The sequence below is a fragment of the Paraburkholderia aromaticivorans genome (assembly GCF_012689525.1).
In the GTDB taxonomy this organism is placed as follows: Bacteria; Pseudomonadota; Gammaproteobacteria; order Burkholderiales; family Burkholderiaceae; genus Paraburkholderia; species Paraburkholderia aromaticivorans_A.
On record NZ_CP051516.1, the window covers coordinates 2,807,684 to 2,831,520 of the forward strand.

Genomic DNA, 23,837 nt, shown 5'->3' on the forward strand with positions numbered 1-23,837 from the left:
TAACCTTATGTTTTTTAAAGGGAAAACATGGAAAACCCGAGCTCCCGGAACGACTTCGGAGCAGTTTGAATCACTCCCACTCGATCGTCGCCGGCGGCTTACCCGAGATGTCGTACACCACCCGGTTAATCCCGCGTACTTCATTGATGATCCGGTTCGACACGTGCCCCAGCAGTTCATGCGGCAGATGCGCCCAATGCGCGGTCATGAAGTCCAGCGTCTGCACGGCACGCAGCGCAACGACGTACTCGTAAGTGCGCCCGTCGCCCATCACGCCGACGCTCTTCACCGGCAGAAACACCGCGAACGCCTGGCTCGTCAGATCGTACCAGGACTTGCCGGTTTCCTTATCGATGAAAGTACGCAGCGTCTCGATGAAAATCGCGTCCGCGCGGCGCAGCAGGTCCGCGAAATCGCGCCTCACTTCGCCGAGAATCCGCACGCCCAGACCCGGGCCCGGGAACGGGTGGCGATACACCATGGCCGGCGGCAAACCGAGCTTGACGCCGAGTTCGCGGACTTCGTCCTTGAACAGTTCGCGCAGCGGTTCGAGCAGCTTCAGATTCAGCGTCTCAGGCAGGCCGCCCACGTTGTGGTGGCTCTTGATGGTCTGCGTCGCTTTCTTGCCCTTGCCGGCCGATTCGATCACGTCCGGATAGATCGTGCCTTGCGCCAGCCACTTCGCATCGGTCAGTTTGCCGGCTTCGGTCTGGAACACTTCGACGAATTCCGCGCCGATGATCTTGCGTTTCGCTTCCGGATCGGTCACACCGGCCAGCTTGCGCAGAAACACTTCGCTTGCGTCGACGTGAATCACCTTTACGCCAAGGTGGTCAGCGAAGGTCGCCATGACCTGCTCGGCTTCGTTCAGCCGCAAGAGGCCATGATCGACGAACACGCAGGTCAGTTGATCGCCGATCGCGCGATGCAGCAGCGCCGCCGCCACCGACGAATCCACGCCGCCCGACAGTCCCAGAATCACGTGCTCTTTACCCACCTGCTCGCGAATCTTCGCGACGGCTTCGTCGATATAGTGGCCCATTTCCCAGTCGGGCCGCGCGCCGCAAATCTGCAGCACGAAGCGCTCGAGCATGGCGCGGCCCTGCACGGTGTGCGTGACTTCCGGGTGCCATTGCAGGCCGTAGAAACGGCGCTTTTCGTCGGCCATGGCCGCGATCGGGCACGATTCCGTCGACGCCATCAGCGCGAAGCCCGGCGGCATTTCCAGCACCTTGTCGCCGTGGCTCATCCACACCTTCAGCATGCCGTGACCTTCCGGCGTGGTGAAGTCGCTGATGCCTTCGAGCAGGCTCGTGTGATTGCGCGCGCGCACTTCGGCATAACCGAACTCACGCAGATGGCCGATATCGACCTTGCCGCCGAGTTGCTCGGCCATGGCCTGCATGCCGTAGCAAATGCCGAGCACCGGCACGCCGAGTTCGAACACGGCTTGCGGCACGCGCGGCGTATCGGTTTCGGTGACCGAGCTCGGGCCGCCGGAGAGGATCACGCCCGTCGGCGCGAAGTCGCGAATGAACGACGCATCGACGTCGTACGGATGAATTTCTGAATACACGTTGGCTTCGCGAACGCGACGTGCAATCAGTTGGGTGACTTGAGAACCGAAGTCGAGGATCAGGATCTTGTCATGCATATCAGCGGACGGAGTCAAAAGTGAGCGGATACGGAATGCCGCGCGCGGAGCGCGGCGTTGAATTCAAAGCGGTCCACGTGGGGACGATCGAGCATGAAACGTAACGATGCAGCGTGTCGGCGCGGGCGGCGCCGCAGGCAGTTGCCGGTGGCGCACACAAACCAGATCCGAATGCTTCGGTACACGACATGGCGCGCAACGCGTCAGCCATGAAACGGCGGCCGGGGCGCGCCAGGCGCGTCGGCGGCGCCGTTGCGGGCTTCGTCTCGCGCGGCGGCCGCTTCTGCCCGCGCTGCGCGTTCGGACGGCGTCAGACTGGCTTCGTCGACCACCGGATGAAGCGGCGCCCCTGCAACAGGACTGGCGGAACTGACAGGACGCATAACGGGCACGACTGGCTCGGCGTGATAGACCGGAAAGCCCGCTGTGACACGGCCCGGCTCGCGCCGGTTAGCTGCGTCTTTCGCGGCGTCTTTAGCAGCCTGCTTTTCGGCGCGCTCGGCAGCGGCGGCTTCAGCGAGCCGCACTCTTTCACGTCGCCGCACCGTGCCCGACAAACGCACGCCGCCCAAGCCAATCACCAGCAGCACCACGCCCGTCAACACCGCGACGATCTGCCCGAAACCGGTCAGCGCCGGCGTATGCAGACCGAGCAGCCAGACCAGCATCAGCACGCCGGTCAGCCAGTTCACATGGCCGACCACCTTGGCGACGGTGGACGTGAGCGCGCCGTCGATCGACGCGTGGAAGGCCAGCCATGCCAGCCCGATCAGCGCCACGCCAAACCCCTGACCGACCAGAGCCGGCTGGGTTTGCACCAGAAGCAGCGCGTTGTACAGCGAAGTCCACGGCGTCAGCAGAAACAGCAGGCCGAACGCAAGCAACAGCAGGGCATCGAGGATGAGTACAGCGCGCAGCAATGGCTTCATTGGCGTTTAGTCCACGTGGTAGTTGGGCGCTTCCTTGGTGATTTGCACATCATGCACGTGCGACTCGCGCAAGCCCGCGCCCGTGATCTGCACGAACTCGGCCTTCTCGTTCATCTCGACGATGGTGCGGCAGCCGCAGTAGCCCATGCTGGCGCGCACGCCGCCGATCAACTGGAACAGGATCGCGTTGACCGAGCCCTTGTAGGCGACGCGGCCTTCGATACCTTCCGGCACCAACTTGTCGATGTTCGCGGAGTTGTCCTGGAAGTAGCGGTCCGCCGCGCCGTCCTTCATCGCGCCGACCGAGCCCATGCCACGGTAAGACTTGTACTGGCGGCCCTGATACAGGAAGACGTCGCCCGGCGCTTCTTCGGTGCCGGCGAACATGCTGCCCATCATCACGGCATTCGCGCCGGCTGCCAGCGCCTTGCTGACGTCGCCCGAGAAGCGCACGCCGCCGTCGGCGATGACCGGCACTCCCGTGCCCTTCAGCGCTTCAGACACGTTCGAGATCGCGGTGACCTGCGGCACGCCCACGCCGGCGACGATCCGCGTCGTGCAGATCGAGCCCGGGCCGATACCGACCTTCACACCGTCCGCGCCGTATTCGACGAGCGCCTTGGCGGCCGCCGCGGTGGCGATGTTGCCGCCGATCACTTCGACGTGCGGGAAGTTCTGCTTGACCCACTTGACGCGCTCGAGCACGCCCTGGCTGTGGCCGTGCGCGGTATCGACGACGATCACGTCGACGCCCGCCTGCACCAGCAGTTCGACGCGCTCTTCATTGTCCGCGCCGACGCCGACCGCCGCGCCCGCGCGCAGCTTGCCGTGTTCGTCTTTACATGCGTCCGGGTGTTCGGTCTGCTTGGTGATGTCCTTGACGGTCATCAGGCCGCGCAGTTCGAATGCGTCGTTGATGACCAGCACGCGTTCGAGGCGGTGGCTGTGCATCAGCGCCTTGGCTTCGGCGAGCGGCGTGCCTTCCTTGACGGTGACGAGACGCTCGCGCGGCGTCATGATGTTGCGCACCGGCTCGTCCAGACGCTCCTCGAAACGCAGGTCGCGGTTCGTGACGATACCGATAAGTTGCGCGCCTTCGACGACCGGGAAGCCTGAAATGCCATGCTGCTGCGACAGTGCGATCACGTCGCGCACTTTCATTTGCGGCGGCACCGTGATCGGATCACGCACGACGCCCGATTCGAAGCGCTTGACCTTGGCCACTTCACGCGCCTGTTCGGCTGCGGTGAGATTCTTGTGGATGATGCCCACGCCACCCATTTGCGCCATCGCAATGGCAAGGCGTGCTTCGGTGACGGTGTCCATGGCGGCGGACACAAGCGGCATATTCAGGGAGATGTTGCGGGTCAGCCGGGTCTTGAGGCTGGTGTCGCGCGGCAGAACATCGGAGAAAGCCGGGACGAGGAGCACGTCATCGAACGTGAGTGCTGTTTGGATCAGACGCATGGCAAATCCTATAGGCGCAAAAGCGAATTATACGCGATACCTCCCTGGTTTTCACTGCACTAACAGCAGCTTAGCGAATTTCGGGCGGTTTTTTTCGCGCCATCGGGCCCCTGGATTTCGCTTGGGCTGTTCGCCTCGGGTTCGATCAGGTTTCGTTTGCGCGTTCGGGCGCAACGGGGTGTCGGCGGGCTCGAATTGCAGAATCGAACAAGACGCCCGGCCCGCCCTCCGGCTATTCTGCCGACCATTCCAGTTTTTTTGCAGGGGCAGTCGATGCAACGCGGTGTGGCATATGGAGTAATCGCCGGGGCCTTATGGGGCATGGTTTTTCTGGTGCCGCGCGTGCTGCCGGACTTTTCGCCGCTGCTTCTGAGCGCGGGCCGCTACACGATGTACGGCATCGTCTCGCTGGCCGCCGCGCTGCCCATGGCGCGCTCGCTCGTCAAACGCCTGACCCGCGAGGATCTCGGCGCGCTGGTGAAACTGGCTTTGGCCGGCAACCTCCTCTACTACCTGCTGCTGACGGCCGCCGTGCACCTGATCGGCATCGCACCGGCGTCGCTGATCGTCGGCGTGCTGCCCGTCACGGTCACGCTGCTGGGCCGGCGCGATCACGGCGCGGTGCCGCTCGCCCGCCTCGCCTGGCCGCTGACGTTGGTGATGGCGGGCATCGCCTGCATCAACATCGATGTGTTCACCGTGGCGGAGAGTACGCCGGTCAGCGTCGTCACCAAGCTGACCGGACTCGCCTGCGCGGTCGGCGCGTTGGGCTGCTGGACGTGGTTTGCGGTCGAAAACGCCCGCTATCTGCAGCGCCAGACGCATTTCAGTGGCAATGAATGGTCGGTCCTATGGGGCGTGGTGACGGGCGCGCTCGGTGCGGCGCTGTGGCTCTTGATCGCCGTGCTGCCGGCGGGCGGCCCGCAAGGCGAACTGGCCGACGGACGCTGGCACACCTTCTGGATGCTCAACCTGGGGCTCGCGATCGGCGCGTCGTGGCTCGGCAACGGGCTGTGGAATGCCGCATCGAAACGGCTGCCGCTGACGCTCTCAGGCCAGATGATCGTGTTCGAGACGCTTTTCGCGCTGCTTTACGCGTTCATTTATGACCAGCGACTGCCGCGTCCGCTCGAGTTGGCGGCGATTCTGCTGCTGGTGGCCGGCGTGTGCTGGTCGGTGCGCCAGCATGCGGACGACGATACGTCCAGGGTCGCACGGATCAAGGAAAAGCCGCAAGTGTCGGCGCCGTGAGGCCAGAGCACGCCCGGAGGACGGGGCTTGTGTGAGGCTTGACGGAAGCAGTTCGTAACCGGAGACGCGGCTTGACTGAGGCTTGACGCGAGCACGTCGTGGCCAAATACGCGGCCCGACCGCGACTTCATGCGAGCAGTTCGCGGCCAAATACGCCGCCCGACCGCGACTTTATGTGAGCAGTTCGCGGCCAAACCCGCAGCCCGACCGAAACTTGACGCGAGCCGTTCCTGCCCGCCGCCTTGCCCCGGCCACGCAAGATCCGCCTACCGCGAATCCTTGTTCTGCCACCGACGCCCTTCGATCGAGCCCGCCTTGCGGGTCTTTTCGACGCGCCGCTGACGCGACACCTTCGGATCGACCAGCAGCGGCCGGTAGATCTCCACGCGATCGTGGTCGGCCAGCACCGCGTCGAGCGGCTTGAGCTTGCCGAACACGCCCACTTTCTGCGTGCCCAGATCGATCTGCGGGAAACGCCGCAAGATGCCGCTCACGTCCAGCGCCTGCTGCAGCGTGGCGCCTTCCGGCAATTCCACGGCAATCAGGGCCTGCTCGCCGGCAGACGCATAGCAGACTTCAATCGACAAGCGCGCGCTCATGCCTTACCGTAGCGCTGGTCGGCGCGCTTCACGAACGATTCGACGAAGGTATGGGCGATGTGATTGAACACTGGGCCAATGATCTTCTCGAGAATGATGTTGGTGAATTCGTAGTGCAGCGCGAATTCGATCTTGCAGGCATCGGCGCGCAATGGCGTAAAGCGCCAGAAGCCAGTGAATTTGCGAAACGGGCCGTCCGCGAACTCCATATCGATGCGCGTGGGCCGCTCCATGCTGTTACGCGTGGCGAAGTGCTGCTTGATGCCCTTGAAGTTGATATCGATCTTCGCCTCCATGCCGGTTTCGTCACGGCGGCGGATTTCGACTCCCCCACACCACGGCAGGAAGTTGGGGTAATCGGCGACGTCGGTGACGAGGTCGAACATCTGTTCCGCCGAATGGCGGATCAACACGGTTTTCTGGACATCTGCCATAAATTGAACAGCGCGTGGCAAGGGTGGACGAGCGCAGCGGGCTTTCCTTGCCCCGCTTTGCTAAAATCGTGATTTTAAACGAGTTGGGCACTTTCCATTCATGAGCATCATCGACAACAGAAAAGCCTTCTACGACTACTCGGTCGAAGAACGCTATGAAGCAGGGCTCGTGCTCGAAGGATGGGAGGTCAAGGCGCTGCGCGCCGGGCGCGGCCAGATCAAGGAAGGTTACGTCGTTATCAAGAATAACGAACTGTTCCTGATCGGCACGCACATCAGCCCGCTGCCCGAAGCCTCGACCCATATCAATCCCGACCCGGTGCGCACGCGCAAGCTGCTGCTGCATAGCGAAGAGATCAGCAAGCTGATCAGCAAGGTCGAGCAGCGCGGCTACACGCTCGTGCCGCTGAATTTTCACTACAAGGGCGGCCGCGTCAAATGCGAGATCGGCCTGGCCAAGGGTAAGAAGCAGCACGACAAGCGCGAGACTGAGAAAAAGCGCGATTGGGAACGTGAGAAAGCGCGTCTGATGCGCTCGCCGAGTTGATCGGTGGTTTGGTCTGAATAACGGCGTGCGGTGTGCGGATATGCCGCGCTCCGTTTTCGGTCAACGCGCTGTGATCAACCTCGATACGGCACGCAAACGCTCAAATGAAAATAGCCCACGTAGTCCGCGGGCTATTCTTTTTTCAGCAGGTCAAAGCGCGGTCGGCGCAATCAGCGCGGTGGGCGCTGTCGGTGCGCTGAGCGCAGTCTGCGTGTTCAGCGCGCTCGTTGTATTCAACGCACTCGGTGCACCCGGTGCATTCAACTGAGCCGGCGCATTCACCGCACCTCAGTCGCGCCCTTCCCCTTATTCACAATCGTCAGCGCCGACGCGATCATCGAACTCATGTCCGCGAGATTGCCCGGCACGATCAGCGTGGTGCCTTGCTTCGCCAGATTGCCGAACGCGTTCACGTATTGTTCGGCCACCTTGAGGTTCACCGCTTCCATCCCGCCGTTCGACTGGATGGCGGCCGCGATCTTCTGAATCGCCTGCGAGTTGGCTTCGGCCACGGCCAGAATCGCCGACGCCTGACCTTGCGCCTGGTTGATCGCCGCCTGCCGCTCGCCTTCGGACTTCTGGATCGCGGCCTCGCGGCCGCCGGACGCGATATTGATCTGCTCCTGCTTGCGCCCTTCCGAAGCGGCGATCAGCGCGCGCTTCTCGCGCTCGGCGGTGATCTGGGCCTGCATCGCGTGGAGAATTTCCTTGGGCGGCGTCAGGTCCTTGATCTCGTAGCGCAACACTTTCACGCCCCAGTTCGTCGCAGCTTGATCGAGCGACGACACGATGCTGTGGTTGATGAAGTCGCGCTCCTCGAAAGTCTTGTCGAGTTCGAGCTTGCCGATCACCGAGCGCAGCGTGGTTTGCGACAACTGCGTGATCGCGAACACGAAGTTGCTCGATCCGTACGACGCCTTCATGGGGTCGGTGACCTGAAAATACAGCACGCCGTCCACCTGCAATTGCGTGTTGTCGCGCGTGATACAGACCTGGCTCGGCACCTCGAGCGGAATTTCCTTGAGGATGTGCTTATAGGCGATCCGATCGACGAACGGAAACGCGAAGCTCAAGCCCGGCGTCAGCGTACGGTGATAGCGGCCGAGCCGCTCCAGAACCCACGCATGCTGCTGCGGCACGATCTTGATGATCTGCGCCGCCAGTACGATCACGATGATCAGAAGCACCGCCCCGACGATGGTCGAATCCATTACTACCCTCCGGTCCGTAGTTCGAATAGTTGTGTGTGATGCACGTGTGACGCGTTAGTGCTCACGCAATGGTGGCCCGGCTGTTTGAATGACGCGCGGCCACGACGACGAGGCAACTGCCGCGCAACTCCGTAATTTCGTAGAGCTGCGCGTCTTCCGGCTCGCCCGCGGCCAGTTCGACATCCCATGCCGCGCCGCGATAGTCGGCGCGTGCCCGCCGCTCGTGCCACGCCGGCACGGTCAGCGTTTGACCGATGTCGAGATTGACGTCCGGGTTGCGCGACGCCTCCTTGCGCGTTCTGCGGCCGAACCGCGAACGCCTGAGCAGCAGGACCGCCGCCAGCGCCACCACGGCCGCGACCGCGAACTGCACGTCGGCTGCGGCGCCCGCGAGATGCGCAAGCGCGGCCGCGACACAGCCCAACGCGATCATCAGCAGATAGAAGGTGCCGCTGAGCAACTCCAGCACGACCAGCACACCCGCCCCGATCCACCAGAACAATCCACCTGGCGCCACGTCGACCTCCACAAAGCAAAACACCCCGGAACTACCGGGGTGTTTATAGCACGAAGCGAGCGCATTTTAACGGGCGATACAGCACGGTTTCACGTGCCTTCGATGCGCGCTTGACCTACCGCACCGCACGTCATGCATGCCGCTTAGGAAGCGGGATGCCGCTCGCCTTACTTCGCCATCGACTTCGCCAACTGCTGCCACGTCTCGATGATCGAGTCCGGGTTCAGCGAGATCGACTTGATGCCTTCATCGGTCAGCCATTGCGCAAAGTCCGGATGATCCGACGGACCCTGGCCGCAGATACCGACGTACTTGTCCAGTCGCAGACACGTGTCGATCGCGCGCTTCAACAGGAACTTGACCGCCGGATCGCGTTCGTCGAAATCCACCGCCAGCAGTTCCATGCCGGAGTCGCGATCGAGGCCGAGCGTGAGTTGCGTCAGGTCGTTCGAGCCGATCGAGAAACCGTCGAAGAATTGCAGGAATTCTTCGGCGAGAATCGCGTTCGACGGCACTTCGCACATCATGATCAGGCGCAGGCCATTCTCGCCGCGCTTCAGGCCGTACTTCGTCAGCAGCCCGACCACGCGCTCCGCCTGCTTCAGCGTACGCACGAACGGCACCATGATCTCGACGTTGTCGAGGCCCATCTCTTCGCGCACCTTCTTCAGCGCGATGCATTCCATCTGGAACGCTTCGGCGAAGTCTTCCGCGATGTAGCGCGACGCGCCACGGAAACCCAGCATCGGGTTCTCTTCGTCCGGCTCGTAGCGCGAACCACCGATCAGCTTCTTGTACTCGTTCGACTTGAAGTCCGACAGACGCACGATCACGGGCTTCGGATAGAACGCCGCCGCGATCGTGGCGATACCTTCGGTCAGCTTGTCGACGTAGAACGCGCGCGGCGAGGCGTGCCCGCGAGCGACGCTTTCCACGGCCTTCTTCAGGTCCTGATCGATGTTCGGGTACTCGAGAATCGCCTTCGGGTGAACGCCGATGTTGTTGTTGATGATGAACTCGAGCCGCGCCAGACCCACGCCTGCGTTCGGCAGTTGCGAGAAGTCGAAGGCCAGTTGCGGGTTGCCCACGTTCATCATGATCTTCACCGGAATCGGCGGCAGTTCGCCGCGCTGCACTTCGGTGATTTCGGTTTCGAGCAGGCCGTCGTAGATCTTGCCTTCGTCGCCTTCCGCGCACGACACCGTGACCAGCGCGCCTTCCTTCAGCACGTCGGTCGCGTCGCCGCAGCCGACCACCGCCGGCACGCCCAGTTCACGCGCGATGATCGCCGCGTGACAGGTACGGCCGCCGCGATTCGTGACGATTGCCGAAGCGCGCTTCATGACCGGTTCCCAGTTCGGGTCGGTCATGTCGGCGACCAGCACGTCGCCAGGCTGCACACGGTCCATTTCCGACGGATCGTGAATCACGCGCACCGGACCCGCGCCGATCTTCTGACCGATTGCGCGGCCGGTGGCCAGCACGTTCGATTGACCCTTCAGCTTGAAGCGCTGCTCCGCTTTGCCCGCGGCCTGGCTCTTCACCGTTTCCGGACGCGCCTGCAGAATGAAGATCTTGCCGTCGCGGCCGTCCTTGCCCCACTCGATGTCCATCGGACGCTCGTAGTGCTTTTCGATGATGACGGCGTATTTGGCCAGCTCGATCACGTCTTCGTCCGTGATCGAGAAGCGGTTGCGCTGCTCGTGCGCCACGTCGACGGTCTTCACGCGGCCGGCTTCGCCCGCCTTGGTGAATTCCATCTTGATCAGCTTCGAGCCGATCGAGCGGCGGATGATCGGGTACTTGCCTTGTTCGAGCGTGGTCTTGTAGACGTAGAACTCGTCCGGGTTCACCGCGCCTTGCACCACGGTTTCGCCGAGACCATAGCTCGACGTGATGAAGACGGCGTCCTTGAAGCCCGACTCGGTGTCCAGCGTGAACATCACGCCGGCCGCGCCGACGTCCGAGCGCACCATGCGCTGCACACCCGCCGACAACGCGACTTCAGCGTGAGTGAAGCCCTTGTGGACGCGATAGGAGATAGCGCGGTCGTTGTACAGCGACGCGAACACGTGCTTCATGCGATCGAGCACGTCTTCCACGCCGACCACGTTGAGGTAGCTTTCCTGCTGACCCGCGAACGATGCGTCCGGCAAGTCTTCCGCCGTGGCCGACGAACGCACGGCGAACGACAGTTCTTCAGGCGAGCTGTTTTGCAGGGTGTCGAAGCCCGCGCGGATATCAGCCTCGAGTTGCGGCTGGAACGGCGCGTCGACGATCCATTGACGGATCTCTTTCCCCGCTTCGGCGAGCGACTTCACGTCGTCGACGTCGAGCGTTTCGAGACGTTTGGCGATGCGTTCGGTCAGCGTGTTGTGATTCAGGAAGTCACGGAAAGCCAGCGCCGTGGTGGCGAAACCGGTCGGCACGCGCACGCCAGCTTCGGCGAGTTGACTGATCATCTCGCCAAGCGACGCGTTCTTGCCGCCGACAATCTCCACATCGGTCATCCGCAACTGCTCAAACGGAACTACATACGCCTTATCCTTTGCGACGGTAACTGCGTTAGTCATACAAGCCCCTAAGTGTGAAAGAAATTCACGGCTGTGCAAGTGGGCTCGGACGTGAGACGCCTATTGGAAGCGTAACCTCGCGTCTTGCACAACCTGTTGGAGAAGCACTCGCTGCAAATTGCCCGATGCGCGACGAAGAAGGCGAATGGACGAATTTGCCGATCAATTCACAACGTTCGCCGCAACTTAGCGACCAGAATACCGGCCAAAAGCGAGGCGTTGAACGACCGTTCACGGTGAGTTAGACGCCAATCGCCTGCAATTGCTTATCCAACAGGTTGCCGCTATTCTACCGTGCCGACTCTCGAAATGTGACAGTCGGACGAGAATTGCGCCTCGAATCGCGCCCCGGACCGGCCAGCGGGCTTTTGCGAGGCCCCGCCGCCATCCGGGCGCAGTTGCGGTGCCCACGGCGCGCTGGTTGGACGCCGCTGCAGTCTCCGGTTAGCCACCGGGCAGCGTCATCCACACAGCGATGTTTCATTCGAGCGTTTTTTCGCTCACGTTCCCCAGCCCCACTGATGCCGCCCACCGTATTCATCGTCTCCGACGGTACCGGGATCACTGCCGAAACTTTCGCGCATTCGATCCTTTCCCAGTTCGACCAGAAATTCCGACTGGTTCGCGTGCCCTTCGTCGACTCGACCGAGAAGGCCTACGCCACGCTCGAAAAGATCAACGAAGCGATCGTGCAGGACGGCCGCCGTCCAATCGTCTTCACCACGTTGGTGGACAGCGCGTCGAATCAGATCGTGAAAGGCTCGAATGCGCTCGTGCTAGACATGTTTCAGACCTTCGTCGAGCCTCTCGAACAGGAACTGGAACTGAAGTCGAGCCACGCGATGGGCCGCGGCCACCAGAACGCCGACACCGAGGAGTACAAGAACCGGATCGAGGCGATCAATTTCTCGCTCGCTCACGACGACGGCCAATCGAACCGCAATCTGGCCGACGCCGACGTGATTCTGGTCGGCGTGTCGCGCAGCGGCAAGACGCCGACGAGCCTCTATCTGGCCATGCAGTACGGCGTGAAAGCGGCCAACTATCCGCTGATTCCGGAAGATTTCGAACGCGGCAAATTGCCCACGCCGTTACTGGCGCATCGGCAGAAGATGTTCGGTTTGTCGATCGATCCGCAGCGGCTTTCGGAGATTCGCAACGAGCGTCGGCCCGGCAGCAAGTACGCCGCGCCGGAGAATTGCCGTTATGAGATCAACGAAGCCGAAGCGATGATGCGGCGTGAGGGGGTCAAGTGGTTGTCGTCGACGCACAAGTCGATCGAGGAGATCGCGACGACGATCCTGCAGGAAATCAAGCTGGATAGGCCTTCGTATTGAGCCTGTGCGCATGGGTCGCGCAGAGCCCGGCGGCCTTGAACACGGGCACGCGCGAGAACATGCGTGTTGTCGCGCCACGGCGTAAGCGCGATCTGAGCCCCGCGGCCTGAAACAGACTCGAGCCCAGACGAACGCCGGAGCGCGCGCGTCTCCTGCGTCAACTACGCCCGCGCTGCTGCCGGCACTGCTCGAATACGCACACGGCCGCTGCGGCCGCCACATTCAGCGACTCCATGCCACCCGGCTGGGGAATCGTCACCCGCAACGAGACCGCATCGCGCCAGATCGGCGAGACGCCCGCCCCTTCGTTGCCGAACACCCACGCGAGCGGTCCGCTCAGGTCGCAATCGTAGATCGCCTCGGCGCCGTGCGAGTCCGTGATCACGATCGGCACCGCGAGGCGCTCGATCAGCGCCTGCGCTTCCACATCTTCGTGAACCTGCAGCAGGAAGTGCGCGCCCATGCCCGAGCGCAAGACTTTCGACGACCACGCGTACGCCGTACCCGGCGCGCAGAACACCTGCCCAATGCCGGCGGCCGCCGCGCTGCGCAGAATCGAGCCGACGTTGCCCGCGTCCTGGACGCCGTCGAGGACGAGGCAGGTTTGCGCGACCGTGTCGGGCAGCGGCGTATCGAGCTTTTCGACCAGCAGCAGAATGCCGACACCGTGCACGACATTCGACAACTGCCCGAACAACGCATCCGGCAGCGTCACGAGACGATGATCTTCGATGCGCGAAACGATCGCCTGCGCTTCGTCGTGGCGCAGCGCGCCATCGGTGACGATGCACATTTCCGGTTGCCCGGCGACGTCGAGATACGCGCTCGCGAGATGAAACCCTTCGAGCAGCGCGTGACCGCTCTTGCGCTGTTGATGCGTCGAGCCGGCCAATGCCTTCAGGCGCTTGTAGAGCGGATTGTCCCGCGAGGTGATAGCTTTCACAGGCAGCGAAGACAGTGAGAATGGGGGAAAGGTGGGTTACACGCGGCGCTCATGGGCGCCCGTGCAACGTTCAGACGACGCGGCGTTCGCCGAAGGCGTCGTCGTCGAACATCACTTCGGACACGACGATCACTTCACCCGCCGACAGCGGCACGCCCGAGCCGAAGCGCAGATGCGCTTCACGCACCGGCGCAAACGAACGCCGATGATGCTCGCAAGGCCCATGTTCGCGCAGCGCGGCGAGATGCTGCGGCGTGCCGTAACCGGCATGCGCGTTGAAGCCGTAGACGGGATACGTCTGATGCAATTCGAGCAGCATCCGGTCACGCGTGACCTTGGCGAGAATCGACGCCGCCGAAATGCTTTTGACGAGCGCGTCGCCGCCGATCACCGCTTCGCTGCGCACACTCAGCGTCGGACAGCGATTGCCGTCGATCTTGACGAGCGTCGGCACGACGGACAGGCCTTCCACGGCACGCTTCATGGCCAGCATGGTGGCGTGCAGGATATTCAACGAATCGATTTCCTCGACCGATGCCGAAGCGATGCAGTAAGCCAGCGCCCGGTCGACGATCTTGTCGTACAGCTCGTCGCGTTTTTTGGCGGTCAGCACCTTGGAGTCGTCGAGACCGCGAATCATCGGCTTGGACGGATCGAAAATCACCGCCGCGGCCACGACCGGGCCGGCCAACGGGCCGCGCCCTGCTTCGTCGACGCCGCAGACAACGTCGTCCGGCGTCTCGAAGTTCAGGCCGACCTGTTGCGCCGCTGCTCCGGCAACGGTTTTACGGCGAGGCGCGCGTGAAATGGTCACAGCCGCACCTTCCGCTTTTCGATGACGCTCGCCACGACTTCCGCCGCGCGCTGCGCGGTGTTCTGCTTCAGCACGTGATGCATCTCCGTGAAGATTTCCGTCAGCGTGCGCCGGTTGGTCTCGTCGCGCAACTGTTTCAGCGTGGCTTCGGCCAGCGCCTGCGGCGTGGCGAAGTGCTGCAGGATCTCCGGCACCACGAAGCGCCCCGCCAGGATGTTCGGCAGCCCGACATACGGCAGATAGCCTTGCCGGCGCATGATCTGGCCGGTCAGCCAGGGCACCTTGTACGAGATCACCATCGGCTTTTTCAGCAGCGCGGCTTCGAGCGTCACGGTACCGCTCTTCACGAGGATCGCGTCGGCCGCGGTCATGGCGAGTTGCGCCTGGCCGTCGGTAATCGTCAGCGCGAGGCCGGGGTGCGAATCGACCAGCGGCCGCAGCATTTCGCGCAGCGCCGGCGTGGCCGCCGGCATCACGAACCGCAGACTCGGCTCCTGGTGCTGCATCATCTCCATCGCGGCGAAGAAGGTCGGGCCGATCAGATCGATCTCCGAGCGCCGGCTGCCCGGCAGCACCGCGATGATCGGGCCGTCTTCCGCGAGACCCAGCGTCCGGCGCGCGCCGAGCGTGTCCGGCACGAGCGGAATTTCGTCAGCGAGCGGATGGCCCACGTACGATGCCGCGACGCCCGCTTTTTCCAACAGCGCCGTTTCGAACGGGAACACGCACAGCATGTGGTCGACCGCCTTGGCGATCTTCTTGATGCGGCCGCCGCGCCACGCCCAGATGGACGGGCACACGAAGTGAACGGTTGGGATCCCGGCCTCGCGCAATGGATGCTCGAGCCCGAAATTGAAATCGGGCGCATCCACGCCGACGAACACCGACGGCGGTTCAGCCAGCAACTGCCGCTTCAGCTCGTTGCGAATGCCGAGAATGCCGGGAATGTGCTTCAGCGCCTCGACATAGCCGCGCACCGACAGCTTCTCCATCGGAAAGTGGGCGTCGAAGCCGGTGGCGATCATGCGCGGGCCGCCGATCCCGTAGTACTGGGTGCCGGCGGGCAGACGGCTCGTGAGGCCGTCGAGCAGCGCGGCCGCTAGCAGGTCGCCGGACGGCTCGCCGGCCACCATCGCGACGCGCAATGGACTGGGTTGCAATGCCATCGCTTAGCGGATGATGCCGCGTTGCGACGCTTCGACGAACGCAAGCAGCGTCTGCACCGGCGCATCGCCATCGCCGCCCGCGGTCGCGAGTTCGCGCAACTGCACCTTCGCTTCTTCAAGCGACAGGCCGTTCTTGTACAACACGCGATACGCCGCGCGCAGCGCCGAGATCGCGTCCGGCGAGAAACCACGGCGGCGCAGACCTTCGACGTTGATGCCGTGCGGCTCGGCCTTGTTGCCGGCGGCGATCACGAACGGCGGAATGTCCTGCACCAGCGCCGATGCGCCGCCCAGCATGGAATGCGCGCCGATGCGCACGAACTGATGCACGCCCGACATGCCTCCGACGATCGCGTGGTCGCCGATCGTGACGTGGCCGGCCATCTGCGCGTTGCTCGACAGAATGACGTTGTTGCCGACGTGGCAATCGTGCCCGATGTGCACGTACGCCATGATCCAGTTGTCGTCGCCGAGCGTGGTGACGCCCGCATCCTGCATCGTGCCGGTGTGGATCGTGGTGAATTCGCGGATCGTGTTGCGGTTGCCGATCACGAGCCGGGTCGGCTCGTCCCTGTACTTCATGTCCTGCGGACGGCCGCCGACCGATGCGTAGTGGCCGATCCGGTTATCTTCGCCGAGCGTGGTGTGACCTTCGATCACGCTGTGCGAACCGACCGTGGTCCGCGCGCCGATCGTCACATGTGCGCCGATCACGGCATACGGTCCGACTTCGACGGATTCGTCGAGTTGTGCGCCCGGCTCGACGATCGCAGTGGGATGAATCCTGCTCATGCGTCCTCGCTTCTGATTCTGTTGCGTTGTCTGGATGGGCATCTGGCGGAAAGTCCGCGCGCGCGTGACGCCGCCGACCGCCCGGACGCTGGCTTAAGCGCCTGGCGCTTAGTGCGTTTAAGCGTCCTTGTCCGTGTGCCGCACCGCGCACATCAGGTCGGCTTCCGCCGCGACCACGCCATCCACTTCGGCGCGCGCCTTGAACTTCCAGATGCCGCGCATGTGACGCTCGAACGTGCAGTTCAGGATCAGCTGATCACCCGGTTCCACCACGCGCTTGAAACGCGCGTTGTCGATGCCGACGAACAGATACAGCGTGTTCGACGGGTCGCTCGGCTCTTCCGAAAACGTCAGCAGGGCCGCCGTTTGCGCGAGCGCTTCGAGAATCAGCACGCCCGGCATCACCGGACGGGTCGGAAAATGACCCTGAAAATACGGTTCGTTGATCGACACGTTCTTCAACGCTTTGATGCTCTTGTGCGGCTCGAGTTCGAGCACCCGGTCGACCAGCAGGATCGGGTAACGATGTGGCAGCAGCGTGAGAATCTTATGAATGTCGAGATTGATTTTTTCGGTGCTCATGGTGTTTCTGCTCACGCATTGACTGCGCGGTGATGAATGCGGATGCTGGTGCAGGTGGGTTGGTAACGCGTGCTGCCGGCGCTTGCCGTGACCCGGCGGCCGCGCCACCCGGTCACGGCAACCGACTTTGCTTCCTGATGCTTGCCCGCCATTTTACGCGGTGCCGGCAGGTTGCCCTGCGAAATGCTTGGCCAGTTGCCTTGCGAGTTGCCTCGATCGTTCAGACTTTGTCGCCTGCGGCATTGCTCGTTGCCGCATTTTCTCCATGCGCCGCCGGCTTGTCTTGCCTCTCAGCCGCGGCGTTTTCAAGCGCCTTGATACGATCGCGGAGTTTGTCGATATTGCGCAGCAACGCCGCGCTCTTGTTCCAGTCTGCATGGTTCACGGCCGGGAAGGCACTGGTGTACATACCAGGCTTGAGCAGCGACTTCGAGACGCCCGACTTCGCCGTGACGATCACATAGTCGGCCAGCGTGACGTGCCCGGCAATCCCGACAGCGCCGCCGATCATGCAATGACGCCCGATGGTCGTACTGCCCGCGATGCCCGCGCAGCCGGCAATCACCGTATAAGCGCCGACCTTGCAGTTGTGGCCGATCTGCACCAGGTTGTCGATCTTCACGCACTCTTCGATGATCGTGTCCGCCATGGCGCCACGGTCGATGGTGGTGTTCGCGCCGATTTCGACGTCTGCCGCGATCGACACGCCCCCGACCTGCGGAATCTTCACCCAGCTGCCGGTACGCGCCTCACCCTCGCCGATGAAATCCGGTGCGAAGCCGAAACCGTCCGAGCCGATCACCGCGCCCGCGTGCACGATCACGCGCTCGGCGAGCTTGCAACCGTGGTACACCGCGACATTGGGATAAAGATGCGAGCCCGCGCCGATGCGCGTGCCACGGCCGATCACGACATTGGCGTCGAGGCGCACGTTTTCGCCGATCACCGCGCCCGCTTCCACCGTGACGTGCGGGCCGACCACCGCGCTCGCGGCGATTTGCGCCGACGGGTCGATGCTCGCGCTCGGATGCACGCCGGGCGCCGCCTTGGGCGCAGCGAGGTCGATGAAGGTTTGCGCGACGCGCGCGAAGTAAGCGTACGGATTCGGCGTGACGATGAAGTTACGCTTCTCGCGGGAAGCGAGCTTGGCAAGGTCGTCGGCGTTGATCAACACCGCGCCCGCACGGGTCGTTTCGACCTGCGACAGGTACTTCGGATTGGCGAGGAACGCCAGCTGGTCCGGGCCTGCCTGGTCGAGCGGCGCGAGACTGCCGACGCGCTGCGAACCGTCTCCGACTACTTCACCGCCGAACTGCTGGACGATGTCCTCGAGCGTAAATGCCATGCCTATCCTGTCTCCTGTGTCGACCAGAGTTAGCGCTTTAGCGCTTACTCGGGTCCCATGCAAGCTGGTTGCTACCGTCCAGTCCGACTTGTCAGATCTACTGCCGGGCCTTTCAGCCCGCCAGCCGCGTTCAGTTACCCGACGCCGCCAGCGCCTTGAGCACCTGATCGGTAATATCGATGCGCGGGCTCACGTACACCGCTTCCTGAACGATCAGGTCGTAGTGCTGCGCCTCGGCGATCTGCTTGATCACCTTGTTGGCGCGGTCGAGCACCGCCGCCAGTTCTTCATTGCGGCGCTGATTCAGATCCTCACGAAACTCGCGTTGCTTGCGCTGGAAGTCCGTGTCCAGTTGCGACAGATCCCGCTGCTTCTGCGCGCGATCGGCCGGCGACATGGACGCGCCGTTCTTGTCGAGCGAATCGGACATCGATTTCAGCTTCTGCGCCATGTCGGCAAGGTCCTTGTCACGCCTGGCGAACTCGGCCTCGAGCTTGACCTGCGCGGCCTTCGCGGCAGCGGATTCGCGCAGGATGCGGTCGGAATTTACCGCCGCGATCCTGGCCTCCTGCCCATGCGCGACCCCGACACCCAAGGTCATTGCCAGCGCCAGCGCGCACGCCACACGTTTCGAAAACATACCGGTTAGCAAAGTCATCCTCTCGATACTGTAGTTTGGCCGCGCCGCCTGCAGCCCGATCAGAATGCCGTCCCGATCTGGAACTGGAATTTCTGATACTGGTCGCCTTCGTGCTTCGTGAGCGGGAAGCCCAGGCTGAGCTTGAGCGGGCCAATCGGCGAGATCCACGCCAGACCCACACCGTAGCCGTAACGCAGGCCATTAGCGCCGATACTGTTGCCTTCCGTGCCCCAGACGTTACCGGCGTCGAGGAACGTGAAGACACGCAACGTGCGGTCGTAGCCCGTGCCCGGCAGCGGGAACGTCAATTCGATGTTACCCACCAGCAGCTTCGAGCCGCCGATCGGGTCGTTCGTCTTGGCGTCGCGCGGACCCAGCGAGCTCGGCTCGTAGCCCCGCACCGAACCGATACCGCCCGCATAGTAGTTCTTGAAAATCGGATAAGGCTTGCCGCCGAGACCGTTACCGTAACCGCCCTGGAAGTTGAAGCCCAGCACGAACCCACGCGAAAACGAATAATAGTACTGCGCGTTGATGTCGGCCTTGTAGTACTGCGTGCCACCGATCGGCGTACCGTATTCGGCGTTCGCCTGCGTGAAGTAGCCACGGCTCGGTACCAGCGCGCTGTCACGCGCGTCGCGCGACCAGCCCACGGTGATCGGCACGTTGTTCGACACGCGGCCGAACTCGTGCACGTAGTCGATGTAGCTCTGCGGCGTGTTCGCGTCGATGTCCAGCTGGTTCTGCTCGAGGCCGGCACCGAAGTACACCGTGTCGACTTCCGAGAACGGAATGCCGAACTTCAGGTCGCCACCGATCGTGACGATCTTGAAGCTCGAATCCGTCGAGTAGTACAGCGGCTGATACGTACGGTAGTAGACGTCGGTAATGCGCTTGATGCCGTCGACCGTGAAGTACGGGTCGACCTGCGTGACCGTCAACGTACGGTACGTCTTGGCGGTATTCACGTTCACCGAGAGACTCGTGCCCGAACCGAACACGTTGTCTTGCGACACGCCGGCCGACAGCACCACCTTGTCAGTCGACGAGAAGCCCGCACCCAGCGTGATCGCGCCGGTCGGTTTTTCGGCCACCTTGACGTCGACATCGACCTGGTCCGGCGTGCCTTCGACGGGCACCGTGGTCACGTCGACATCCGTGAAGTAGCCGAGACGGTTGATCCGGTCTTTCGACAGCGCGAGGCGGTTCGAATCGAACCACGAGCTTTCGAGCTGGCGCATTTCGCGGCGCACCACTTCGTCACGCGTACGCGTGTTGCCGACCACGTTGATGCGGCGCACGTAGACGCGACGGCTCGGGTCCACCTGCAGCGTCAGGTCGACCTTGTGATTGGCCTGATCGATCTGCGGCTGCGCATTGACGGTAGCGAACGCATAGCCGTACTCGCCCAGCTTGTCGACGATAGCCTTGGTGGTAGCTTGCAGCTTTTCAGCCGAGAAGCGGTCGCCCGGTTTGATCTTGATGAGCTTGGCCAGCTCCGGCTCGCGATCGAGCAGATTACCCGCCAGCTTGATATTCGAAATCGTGTACGGCTCGCCTTCGTGCAGCGTGACCGTCAGATACATGTCCTTCTTGTCCGGCGTGATCGACACCTGGGTCGACTCGATGTTGAACTCGAGATAGCCGCGATTCAGATAATACGAGCGGACGTTTTCGAGGTCGCCGGTGAGCTTGTCTTTCGCGTACAGGTCGTTCTTCGTGTACCACGAGAACCAGTTCGGCGTGGACAACTGCATTTCGTCGCGCAGCGTACCCGTGCTGAACACCTTGTTGCCGATGAAGTTGATCTGGCGGATCTTCGCGCTCGGACCTTCGGCCACCGAGAACAGCACCGACACGCGATTGCGGTCGATCGGCGTGATCGTGGTGGTGACTTCAGCGGCGTAGTAGCCGCGCGTCAGATACTGACGCTTCAGTTCCTGCTCGGCCTTGTCGACCAACGCTTTGTCGTAGTAACGGCCTTGCGACAAACCCACGGCGCGCAGCGCCTTGGTCAGGTTTTCCTTGTCGAACTCATGAATGCCGGCGAAGTCGATCGTGCCGATGGCCGGACGTTCCAGCACCTGCACGATGACGACGTTACCTTCGGTCGCGATCTTGACGTCGTTGAAGAAGCCCGTGGCATACAGGGCGCGAATGGCCTCCGATGCCTTGTCGTCGCTGAAAGTGTCGCCTTGCTTGATGGGCAGGTAGGCGAACACGGTACCAGGTTCGACGCGTTGCAATCCCTCGATCCGGATGTCTTGCACCACGAAGGGCGTCGTTGCGTGAGCAACCAGCCCATGCGCGGCGAATGCCGCGGCTATAACCGTCTTTGGAACAAAGCGATGAGGTTTAAACAACGTGCTTCCCCAGTGTGTATAGCTGCATCAGGTCGGGCGGTCGCCATCGTGAACGCCGCCGAACACTTTAAAAATGGATTAAACGAGCCAGATCGTTGAACAGCGCGATCGCCGACAATGCGACGATGCAGGCGAGACCCGCCCTCTGAAAAACGAGTTGCCAGCGATCGGAGACAACTTTACCGGTCACAGCTTCAACCAAATAATATAACAGATGACCCCCGTCCAATACCGGAATTGGTAACAGGTTCAGTACGCCAAGGCTAATACTGACAAGGGCCAGGAACGACAGGAATGCAGAAGGACCTAGACGTGCGCTCTTTCCTGCGTAATCGGCGATCGTCACCGGACCGGAAAGATTTTTCAGCGACGCCTCGCCGACCACCATCCTGCCGAACATGCGCACCGAGTAAACCGCGAGATCCCACGTGCGGCGCGCACCCAACTGCAGGCTTTCAACCGGACCGTAATGCACGTCGATCGACGGCACTTGCGTGGCCAGTTCCGCGCCGATGCGGCCGATCTGCTGCCCCGTTGTTTCATCGCGCTGTGCCTGCGGCACGATGTTCACTTCTTCGAGCTTGCCCGCCGCCTTACCGCCGCGCTCGACCTGCAGCGTCACCGCTTTGCCGGCGTGCGATTTTACATAAGCGATGAAGGCCGTGGCGTTATCAGTCGGAATACCGTCGACGGCACGCAGACGATCACCCGCGATCAGCCCTGCCTTTTGCGCCGCGCTGCCCGGCTGCACACCCGCGACCGTCAGCTTGCCACCGCCCGGTTCGAAACCGAGATGCGACATGAAATCATCGTCGACGTCCTTCTCGCTGAGGCCGCGCAGATCGAGCTGAAAATCCGACGTACCGTGCGCATCTTTCGCACTCAGCACGACGCGCTTGTGATCGAATGCCGCACCCAGCAACTTCCAACGCAGGTCCGACCATGAGCGCACCGGCTCGGATTCGCCAGCGTTCTCGGCACGCACGGCAACAATCGTTTCACCGCCGTCGAAACCGGCAACAGCCGCAGGCGTATTCGGCGCGGGCGCCGCGACCACCGCTGCCGGCTCCGTCACGCCGGAGGCGAAGACGAGCGCGAACAGCACGATGGCCAACAGGAAATTCGCGACCGGACCGGCCGCGACAATCGCAAAACGGCGCCACACCGACTGCCGGTTGAACGCATGCGGCAATGCTTCGGCGGGGATCGGCTCAGCGCCCGTTTCGCGCTCGTCGAGCATCTTCACGTAGCCGCCGAGCGGCAGCGCGGCAATGATCCATTCGGTGCCCGTCTTCGGACTCACCCACTGGAACAGCGGCTTGCCGAAGCCGATCGAAAAACGCAGCACCTTGACGCCGCACAGACGCGCCACGCTGTAATGCCCATATTCGTGGACGACCACAAGTACGCCAATCGCGACCGCGAAGGCGAGCAGTTCGATCAGCAGGTTCATGTGCGCCTCACTGGACGGCGCGTTCCGTGCGACGGGCGCCGTCGGGCAGACGCGCGATGAATTCGGCAGCGGCGCGACGCGCTGCGGCATCCGCTTCGATCACGTCTTCGAGCGCGTGCGCGCTGCGGTTCGGCAACGCGTTGAGCACCGCATCGACCACCTTGGCAATCGTCATGAAACCGATCTGGCGCGCAAGGAACGCTTCAACCGCAATTTCGTTCGCGGCGTTCAGCGCCGCGCTTGCCAGGCCACCCTCGGCCAGCGCCTTCACGGCAAGTGCGAGACACGGAAAGCGCGTGTAATCCGGCTTTTCGAACGAGAGCGAGGCGACCTGCAGCAGATCGAGTTGCGCCACGCCCGAATCGACGCGATCCGGAAACGCCAGCGCGTGCGCGATCGGCGTGCGCATGTCGGGATTGCCGAGTTGTGCGAGCACCGAACCGTCGGCGTAGGACACCATCGAGTGGATCACGCTTTGCGGGTGAATCAGCACCTCGATGCGCTCGCCCGGCAGACCGAACAGCCAGTGCGCCTCAATCACTTCGAGACCCTTGTTCATCATGGTGGCCGAGTCGACCGAAATCTTGCGGCCCATGACCCAGTTCGGATGCTTACAGGCTTCTTCCGGCGTGACGTCGACGAGCGTGGCCGGTTCGCGGGTGCGGAACGGGCCGCCCGACGCGGTCAGAATAATCTTGGAGACGCCGCCGTGCAGCTCGGCTTCGCGCGGCAGGCATTGGAAAATCGCGTTGTGTTCGCTGTCGACCGGCAGGAGCACGGCGCCGTTGTCGCGCACCGCGTCCATGAAGATCGCGCCGGACATGACCAGCGCTTCCTTGTTGGCGAGCAGGATACGCTTGCCGGCGCGCGCGGCGGCGAGGCTCGGCGCAAGGCCGGCCGCGCCGACGATCGCCGCCACCACCGTATCGCAGCCGGCGCTCTTCGACACGTCGACGAGCGCCTGCGGTCCATACGTGACCTCGGTCTTGCAACCCGCCTCGCGCAATTTCGCCGCGACGCTTGCGGCCGTGCCGGCGTCGCCGACCACCGCGACTTCAGGTTGAAAGCGCAGGCATTGCTCGACGAGCTTGTCGCCGTTGCGATGCGCGCTCAACGCATAAATCGAAAAACGCTCGGGATGACGCGCGACGACGTCGAGCGTGCTGTCTCCAATCGAGCCCGTGGAACCGAGCAATGTCAGACGTTTTTGCATATCTCTT

21 protein-coding genes are annotated in these 23,837 nt (G+C 62.8%); 3 read left to right on the forward strand and 18 right to left on the reverse strand.

From position 1 onward, the window contains the following. Positions 1–70: 70 nt before the first annotated feature. The 3 genes from guaA to guaB all read right to left on the reverse strand — a co-directional run bounded on the left by guaA (position 71) and on the right by guaB (position 4,050). Positions 71–1,654 carry a glutamine-hydrolyzing GMP synthase gene (guaA, locus tag HF916_RS40780; protein WP_168794355.1) on the reverse strand — a complete coding sequence of 528 codons (1,584 nt, stop codon included), beginning with the start codon at positions 1,652–1,654 and terminating at the stop codon, positions 71–73. Positions 1,655–1,857: 203 nt separating this feature from the next. After that, positions 1,858–2,583 carry a hypothetical protein gene (locus tag HF916_RS40785; RefSeq protein ID WP_168794356.1) on the reverse strand — a complete coding sequence of 242 codons (726 nt, stop codon included), beginning with the start codon at positions 2,581–2,583 and terminating at the stop codon, positions 1,858–1,860. A 6-nt stretch (positions 2,584–2,589) separates the two neighbouring features. Beyond that, a complete protein-coding gene (guaB, locus tag HF916_RS40790; protein WP_168794357.1) occupies positions 2,590–4,050 on the reverse strand; it encodes an IMP dehydrogenase in 1,461 nt (486 codons plus the stop codon). A 273-nt stretch (positions 4,051–4,323) separates the two neighbouring features. Here guaB and HF916_RS40795 point away from each other — a divergent pair, with 273 nt between their 5' ends. Continuing rightward, positions 4,324–5,301 (forward strand): DMT family transporter, encoded by a 978-nt coding sequence (locus HF916_RS40795; protein ID WP_168794358.1) that lies wholly within the window; start codon positions 4,324–4,326, stop codon positions 5,299–5,301. A gap of 266 nt (positions 5,302–5,567) precedes the next feature. On the opposite strand, the gene HF916_RS40800 is transcribed toward HF916_RS40795, so the two are convergent. Further along, positions 5,568–5,900 (reverse strand): RnfH family protein, encoded by a 333-nt coding sequence (locus HF916_RS40800; protein ID WP_168794359.1) that lies wholly within the window; start codon positions 5,898–5,900, stop codon positions 5,568–5,570. After that, entirely contained in the window at positions 5,897–6,334 is a 438-nt protein-coding gene (locus HF916_RS40805; protein WP_168794360.1) for a type II toxin-antitoxin system RatA family toxin, read from the reverse strand. Before HF916_RS40805 ends, HF916_RS40800 begins: the two co-directional genes overlap by 4 nt. Before the next feature lie 100 nt (positions 6,335–6,434). On the opposite strand from HF916_RS40805, the gene smpB reads away from it, so the two are divergent. Next, positions 6,435–6,881: an SsrA-binding protein SmpB gene (gene smpB / locus HF916_RS40810; RefSeq protein WP_168794361.1), complete on the forward strand. Its 447-nt coding sequence runs from the start codon at positions 6,435–6,437 to the stop codon at positions 6,879–6,881. Between the two features lie 278 nt (positions 6,882–7,159). On the opposite strand, the gene HF916_RS40815 is transcribed toward smpB, so the two are convergent. The 3 genes from HF916_RS40815 to ppsA form a co-directional block, all read right to left on the reverse strand. Then, positions 7,160–8,092, reverse strand: coding sequence for an SPFH domain-containing protein (locus HF916_RS40815; protein WP_168794362.1), 933 nt, complete (start codon positions 8,090–8,092; stop codon positions 7,160–7,162). 61 nt (positions 8,093–8,153) lie between these two features. Further along, positions 8,154–8,609: an NfeD family protein gene (locus tag HF916_RS40820; RefSeq protein WP_168794363.1), complete on the reverse strand. Its 456-nt coding sequence runs from the start codon at positions 8,607–8,609 to the stop codon at positions 8,154–8,156. A gap of 167 nt (positions 8,610–8,776) precedes the next feature. Further along, a complete protein-coding gene (gene ppsA, locus HF916_RS40825) occupies positions 8,777–11,182 on the reverse strand; it encodes a phosphoenolpyruvate synthase (RefSeq protein WP_168794364.1) in 2,406 nt (801 codons plus the stop codon). 521 nt (positions 11,183–11,703) lie between these two features. Here ppsA and ppsR point away from each other — a divergent pair. Further along, positions 11,704–12,519: a posphoenolpyruvate synthetase regulatory kinase/phosphorylase PpsR gene (gene ppsR, locus HF916_RS40830; protein WP_168794365.1), complete on the forward strand. Its 816-nt coding sequence runs from the start codon at positions 11,704–11,706 to the stop codon at positions 12,517–12,519. 157 nt (positions 12,520–12,676) lie between these two features. On the opposite strand, the gene HF916_RS40835 is transcribed toward ppsR, so the two are convergent. From HF916_RS40835 to HF916_RS40880, 10 genes are all read right to left on the reverse strand, one after another. Then, a complete protein-coding gene (locus HF916_RS40835) occupies positions 12,677–13,462 on the reverse strand; it encodes a TrmH family RNA methyltransferase (RefSeq protein WP_168794366.1) in 786 nt (261 codons plus the stop codon). 70 nt (positions 13,463–13,532) lie between these two features. Continuing rightward, the gene (gene rnhB, locus HF916_RS40840; RefSeq protein WP_168794367.1) at positions 13,533–14,276 is read right to left on the reverse strand and encodes a ribonuclease HII; all 744 of its coding nucleotides are present in this window, start codon (positions 14,274–14,276) and stop codon (positions 13,533–13,535) included. After that, entirely contained in the window at positions 14,273–15,442 is a 1,170-nt protein-coding gene (gene lpxB / locus HF916_RS40845) for a lipid-A-disaccharide synthase (RefSeq protein WP_168794368.1), read from the reverse strand. The genes rnhB and lpxB overlap by 4 nt, the downstream gene beginning before the upstream one ends. A 3-nt stretch (positions 15,443–15,445) precedes the next feature. Continuing rightward, the gene (gene lpxA / locus HF916_RS40850; protein WP_168794369.1) at positions 15,446–16,234 is read right to left on the reverse strand and encodes an acyl-ACP--UDP-N-acetylglucosamine O-acyltransferase; all 789 of its coding nucleotides are present in this window, start codon (positions 16,232–16,234) and stop codon (positions 15,446–15,448) included. Between the two features lie 117 nt (positions 16,235–16,351). Further along, complete coding sequence (gene fabZ, locus HF916_RS40855; RefSeq protein ID WP_006048683.1) at positions 16,352–16,816, reverse strand: 3-hydroxyacyl-ACP dehydratase FabZ; 465 nt, start codon at positions 16,814–16,816, stop codon at positions 16,352–16,354. A 220-nt stretch (positions 16,817–17,036) separates the two neighbouring features. After that, the gene (gene lpxD, locus HF916_RS40860) at positions 17,037–18,161 is read right to left on the reverse strand and encodes a UDP-3-O-(3-hydroxymyristoyl)glucosamine N-acyltransferase (protein ID WP_168794370.1); all 1,125 of its coding nucleotides are present in this window, start codon (positions 18,159–18,161) and stop codon (positions 17,037–17,039) included. A gap of 130 nt (positions 18,162–18,291) precedes the next feature. Beyond that, positions 18,292–18,813: an OmpH family outer membrane protein gene (locus HF916_RS40865; RefSeq protein WP_206002067.1), complete on the reverse strand. Its 522-nt coding sequence runs from the start codon at positions 18,811–18,813 to the stop codon at positions 18,292–18,294. A gap of 47 nt (positions 18,814–18,860) precedes the next feature. Beyond that, on the reverse strand, positions 18,861–21,164 hold the full coding sequence (gene bamA / locus HF916_RS40870; RefSeq protein ID WP_168794372.1) for an outer membrane protein assembly factor BamA: 2,304 nt from the start codon (positions 21,162–21,164) through the stop codon (positions 18,861–18,863). Between the two features lie 67 nt (positions 21,165–21,231). Then, positions 21,232–22,617, reverse strand: coding sequence for an RIP metalloprotease RseP (rseP, locus tag HF916_RS40875; protein ID WP_168794373.1), 1,386 nt, complete (start codon positions 22,615–22,617; stop codon positions 21,232–21,234). A 7-nt stretch (positions 22,618–22,624) separates the two neighbouring features. Further along, positions 22,625–23,830 carry a 1-deoxy-D-xylulose-5-phosphate reductoisomerase gene (locus HF916_RS40880; RefSeq protein ID WP_168794374.1) on the reverse strand — a complete coding sequence of 402 codons (1,206 nt, stop codon included), beginning with the start codon at positions 23,828–23,830 and terminating at the stop codon, positions 22,625–22,627. Positions 23,831–23,837: the final 7 nt, after the last annotated feature.

What these genes read in the sequence shown, in the direction of transcription:
- guaA (WP_168794355.1), bottom strand. Translation starts at nt 1,654, where the DNA reads ATGCATGACAAGATCCTGATCCTCGACTTCGGTTCTCAAGTCACCCAA.
- HF916_RS40785 (WP_168794356.1), bottom strand. Translation starts at nt 2,583, where the DNA reads ATGAAGCCATTGCTGCGCGCTGTACTCATCCTCGATGCCCTGCTGTTG.
- guaB (WP_168794357.1), bottom strand. Translation starts at nt 4,050, where the DNA reads ATGCGTCTGATCCAAACAGCACTCACGTTCGATGACGTGCTCCTCGTC.
- HF916_RS40795 (WP_168794358.1), top strand. Translation starts at nt 4,324, where the DNA reads ATGCAACGCGGTGTGGCATATGGAGTAATCGCCGGGGCCTTATGGGGC.
- HF916_RS40800 (WP_168794359.1), bottom strand. Translation starts at nt 5,900, where the DNA reads ATGAGCGCGCGCTTGTCGATTGAAGTCTGCTATGCGTCTGCCGGCGAG.
- HF916_RS40805 (WP_168794360.1), bottom strand. Translation starts at nt 6,334, where the DNA reads ATGGCAGATGTCCAGAAAACCGTGTTGATCCGCCATTCGGCGGAACAG.
- smpB (WP_168794361.1), top strand. Translation starts at nt 6,435, where the DNA reads ATGAGCATCATCGACAACAGAAAAGCCTTCTACGACTACTCGGTCGAA.
- HF916_RS40815 (WP_168794362.1), bottom strand. Translation starts at nt 8,092, where the DNA reads ATGGATTCGACCATCGTCGGGGCGGTGCTTCTGATCATCGTGATCGTA.
- ppsA (WP_168794364.1), bottom strand. Translation starts at nt 11,182, where the DNA reads ATGACTAACGCAGTTACCGTCGCAAAGGATAAGGCGTATGTAGTTCCG.
- ppsR (WP_168794365.1), top strand. Translation starts at nt 11,704, where the DNA reads ATGCCGCCCACCGTATTCATCGTCTCCGACGGTACCGGGATCACTGCC.
- lpxB (WP_168794368.1), bottom strand. Translation starts at nt 15,442, where the DNA reads ATGGCATTGCAACCCAGTCCATTGCGCGTCGCGATGGTGGCCGGCGAG.
- lpxA (WP_168794369.1), bottom strand. Translation starts at nt 16,234, where the DNA reads ATGAGCAGGATTCATCCCACTGCGATCGTCGAGCCGGGCGCACAACTC.
- fabZ (WP_006048683.1), bottom strand. Translation starts at nt 16,816, where the DNA reads ATGAGCACCGAAAAAATCAATCTCGACATTCATAAGATTCTCACGCTG.
- lpxD (WP_168794370.1), bottom strand. Translation starts at nt 18,161, where the DNA reads ATGGCATTTACGCTCGAGGACATCGTCCAGCAGTTCGGCGGTGAAGTA.
- rseP (WP_168794373.1), bottom strand. Translation starts at nt 22,617, where the DNA reads ATGAACCTGCTGATCGAACTGCTCGCCTTCGCGGTCGCGATTGGCGTA.
- HF916_RS40880 (WP_168794374.1), bottom strand. Translation starts at nt 23,830, where the DNA reads ATGCAAAAACGTCTGACATTGCTCGGTTCCACGGGCTCGATTGGAGAC.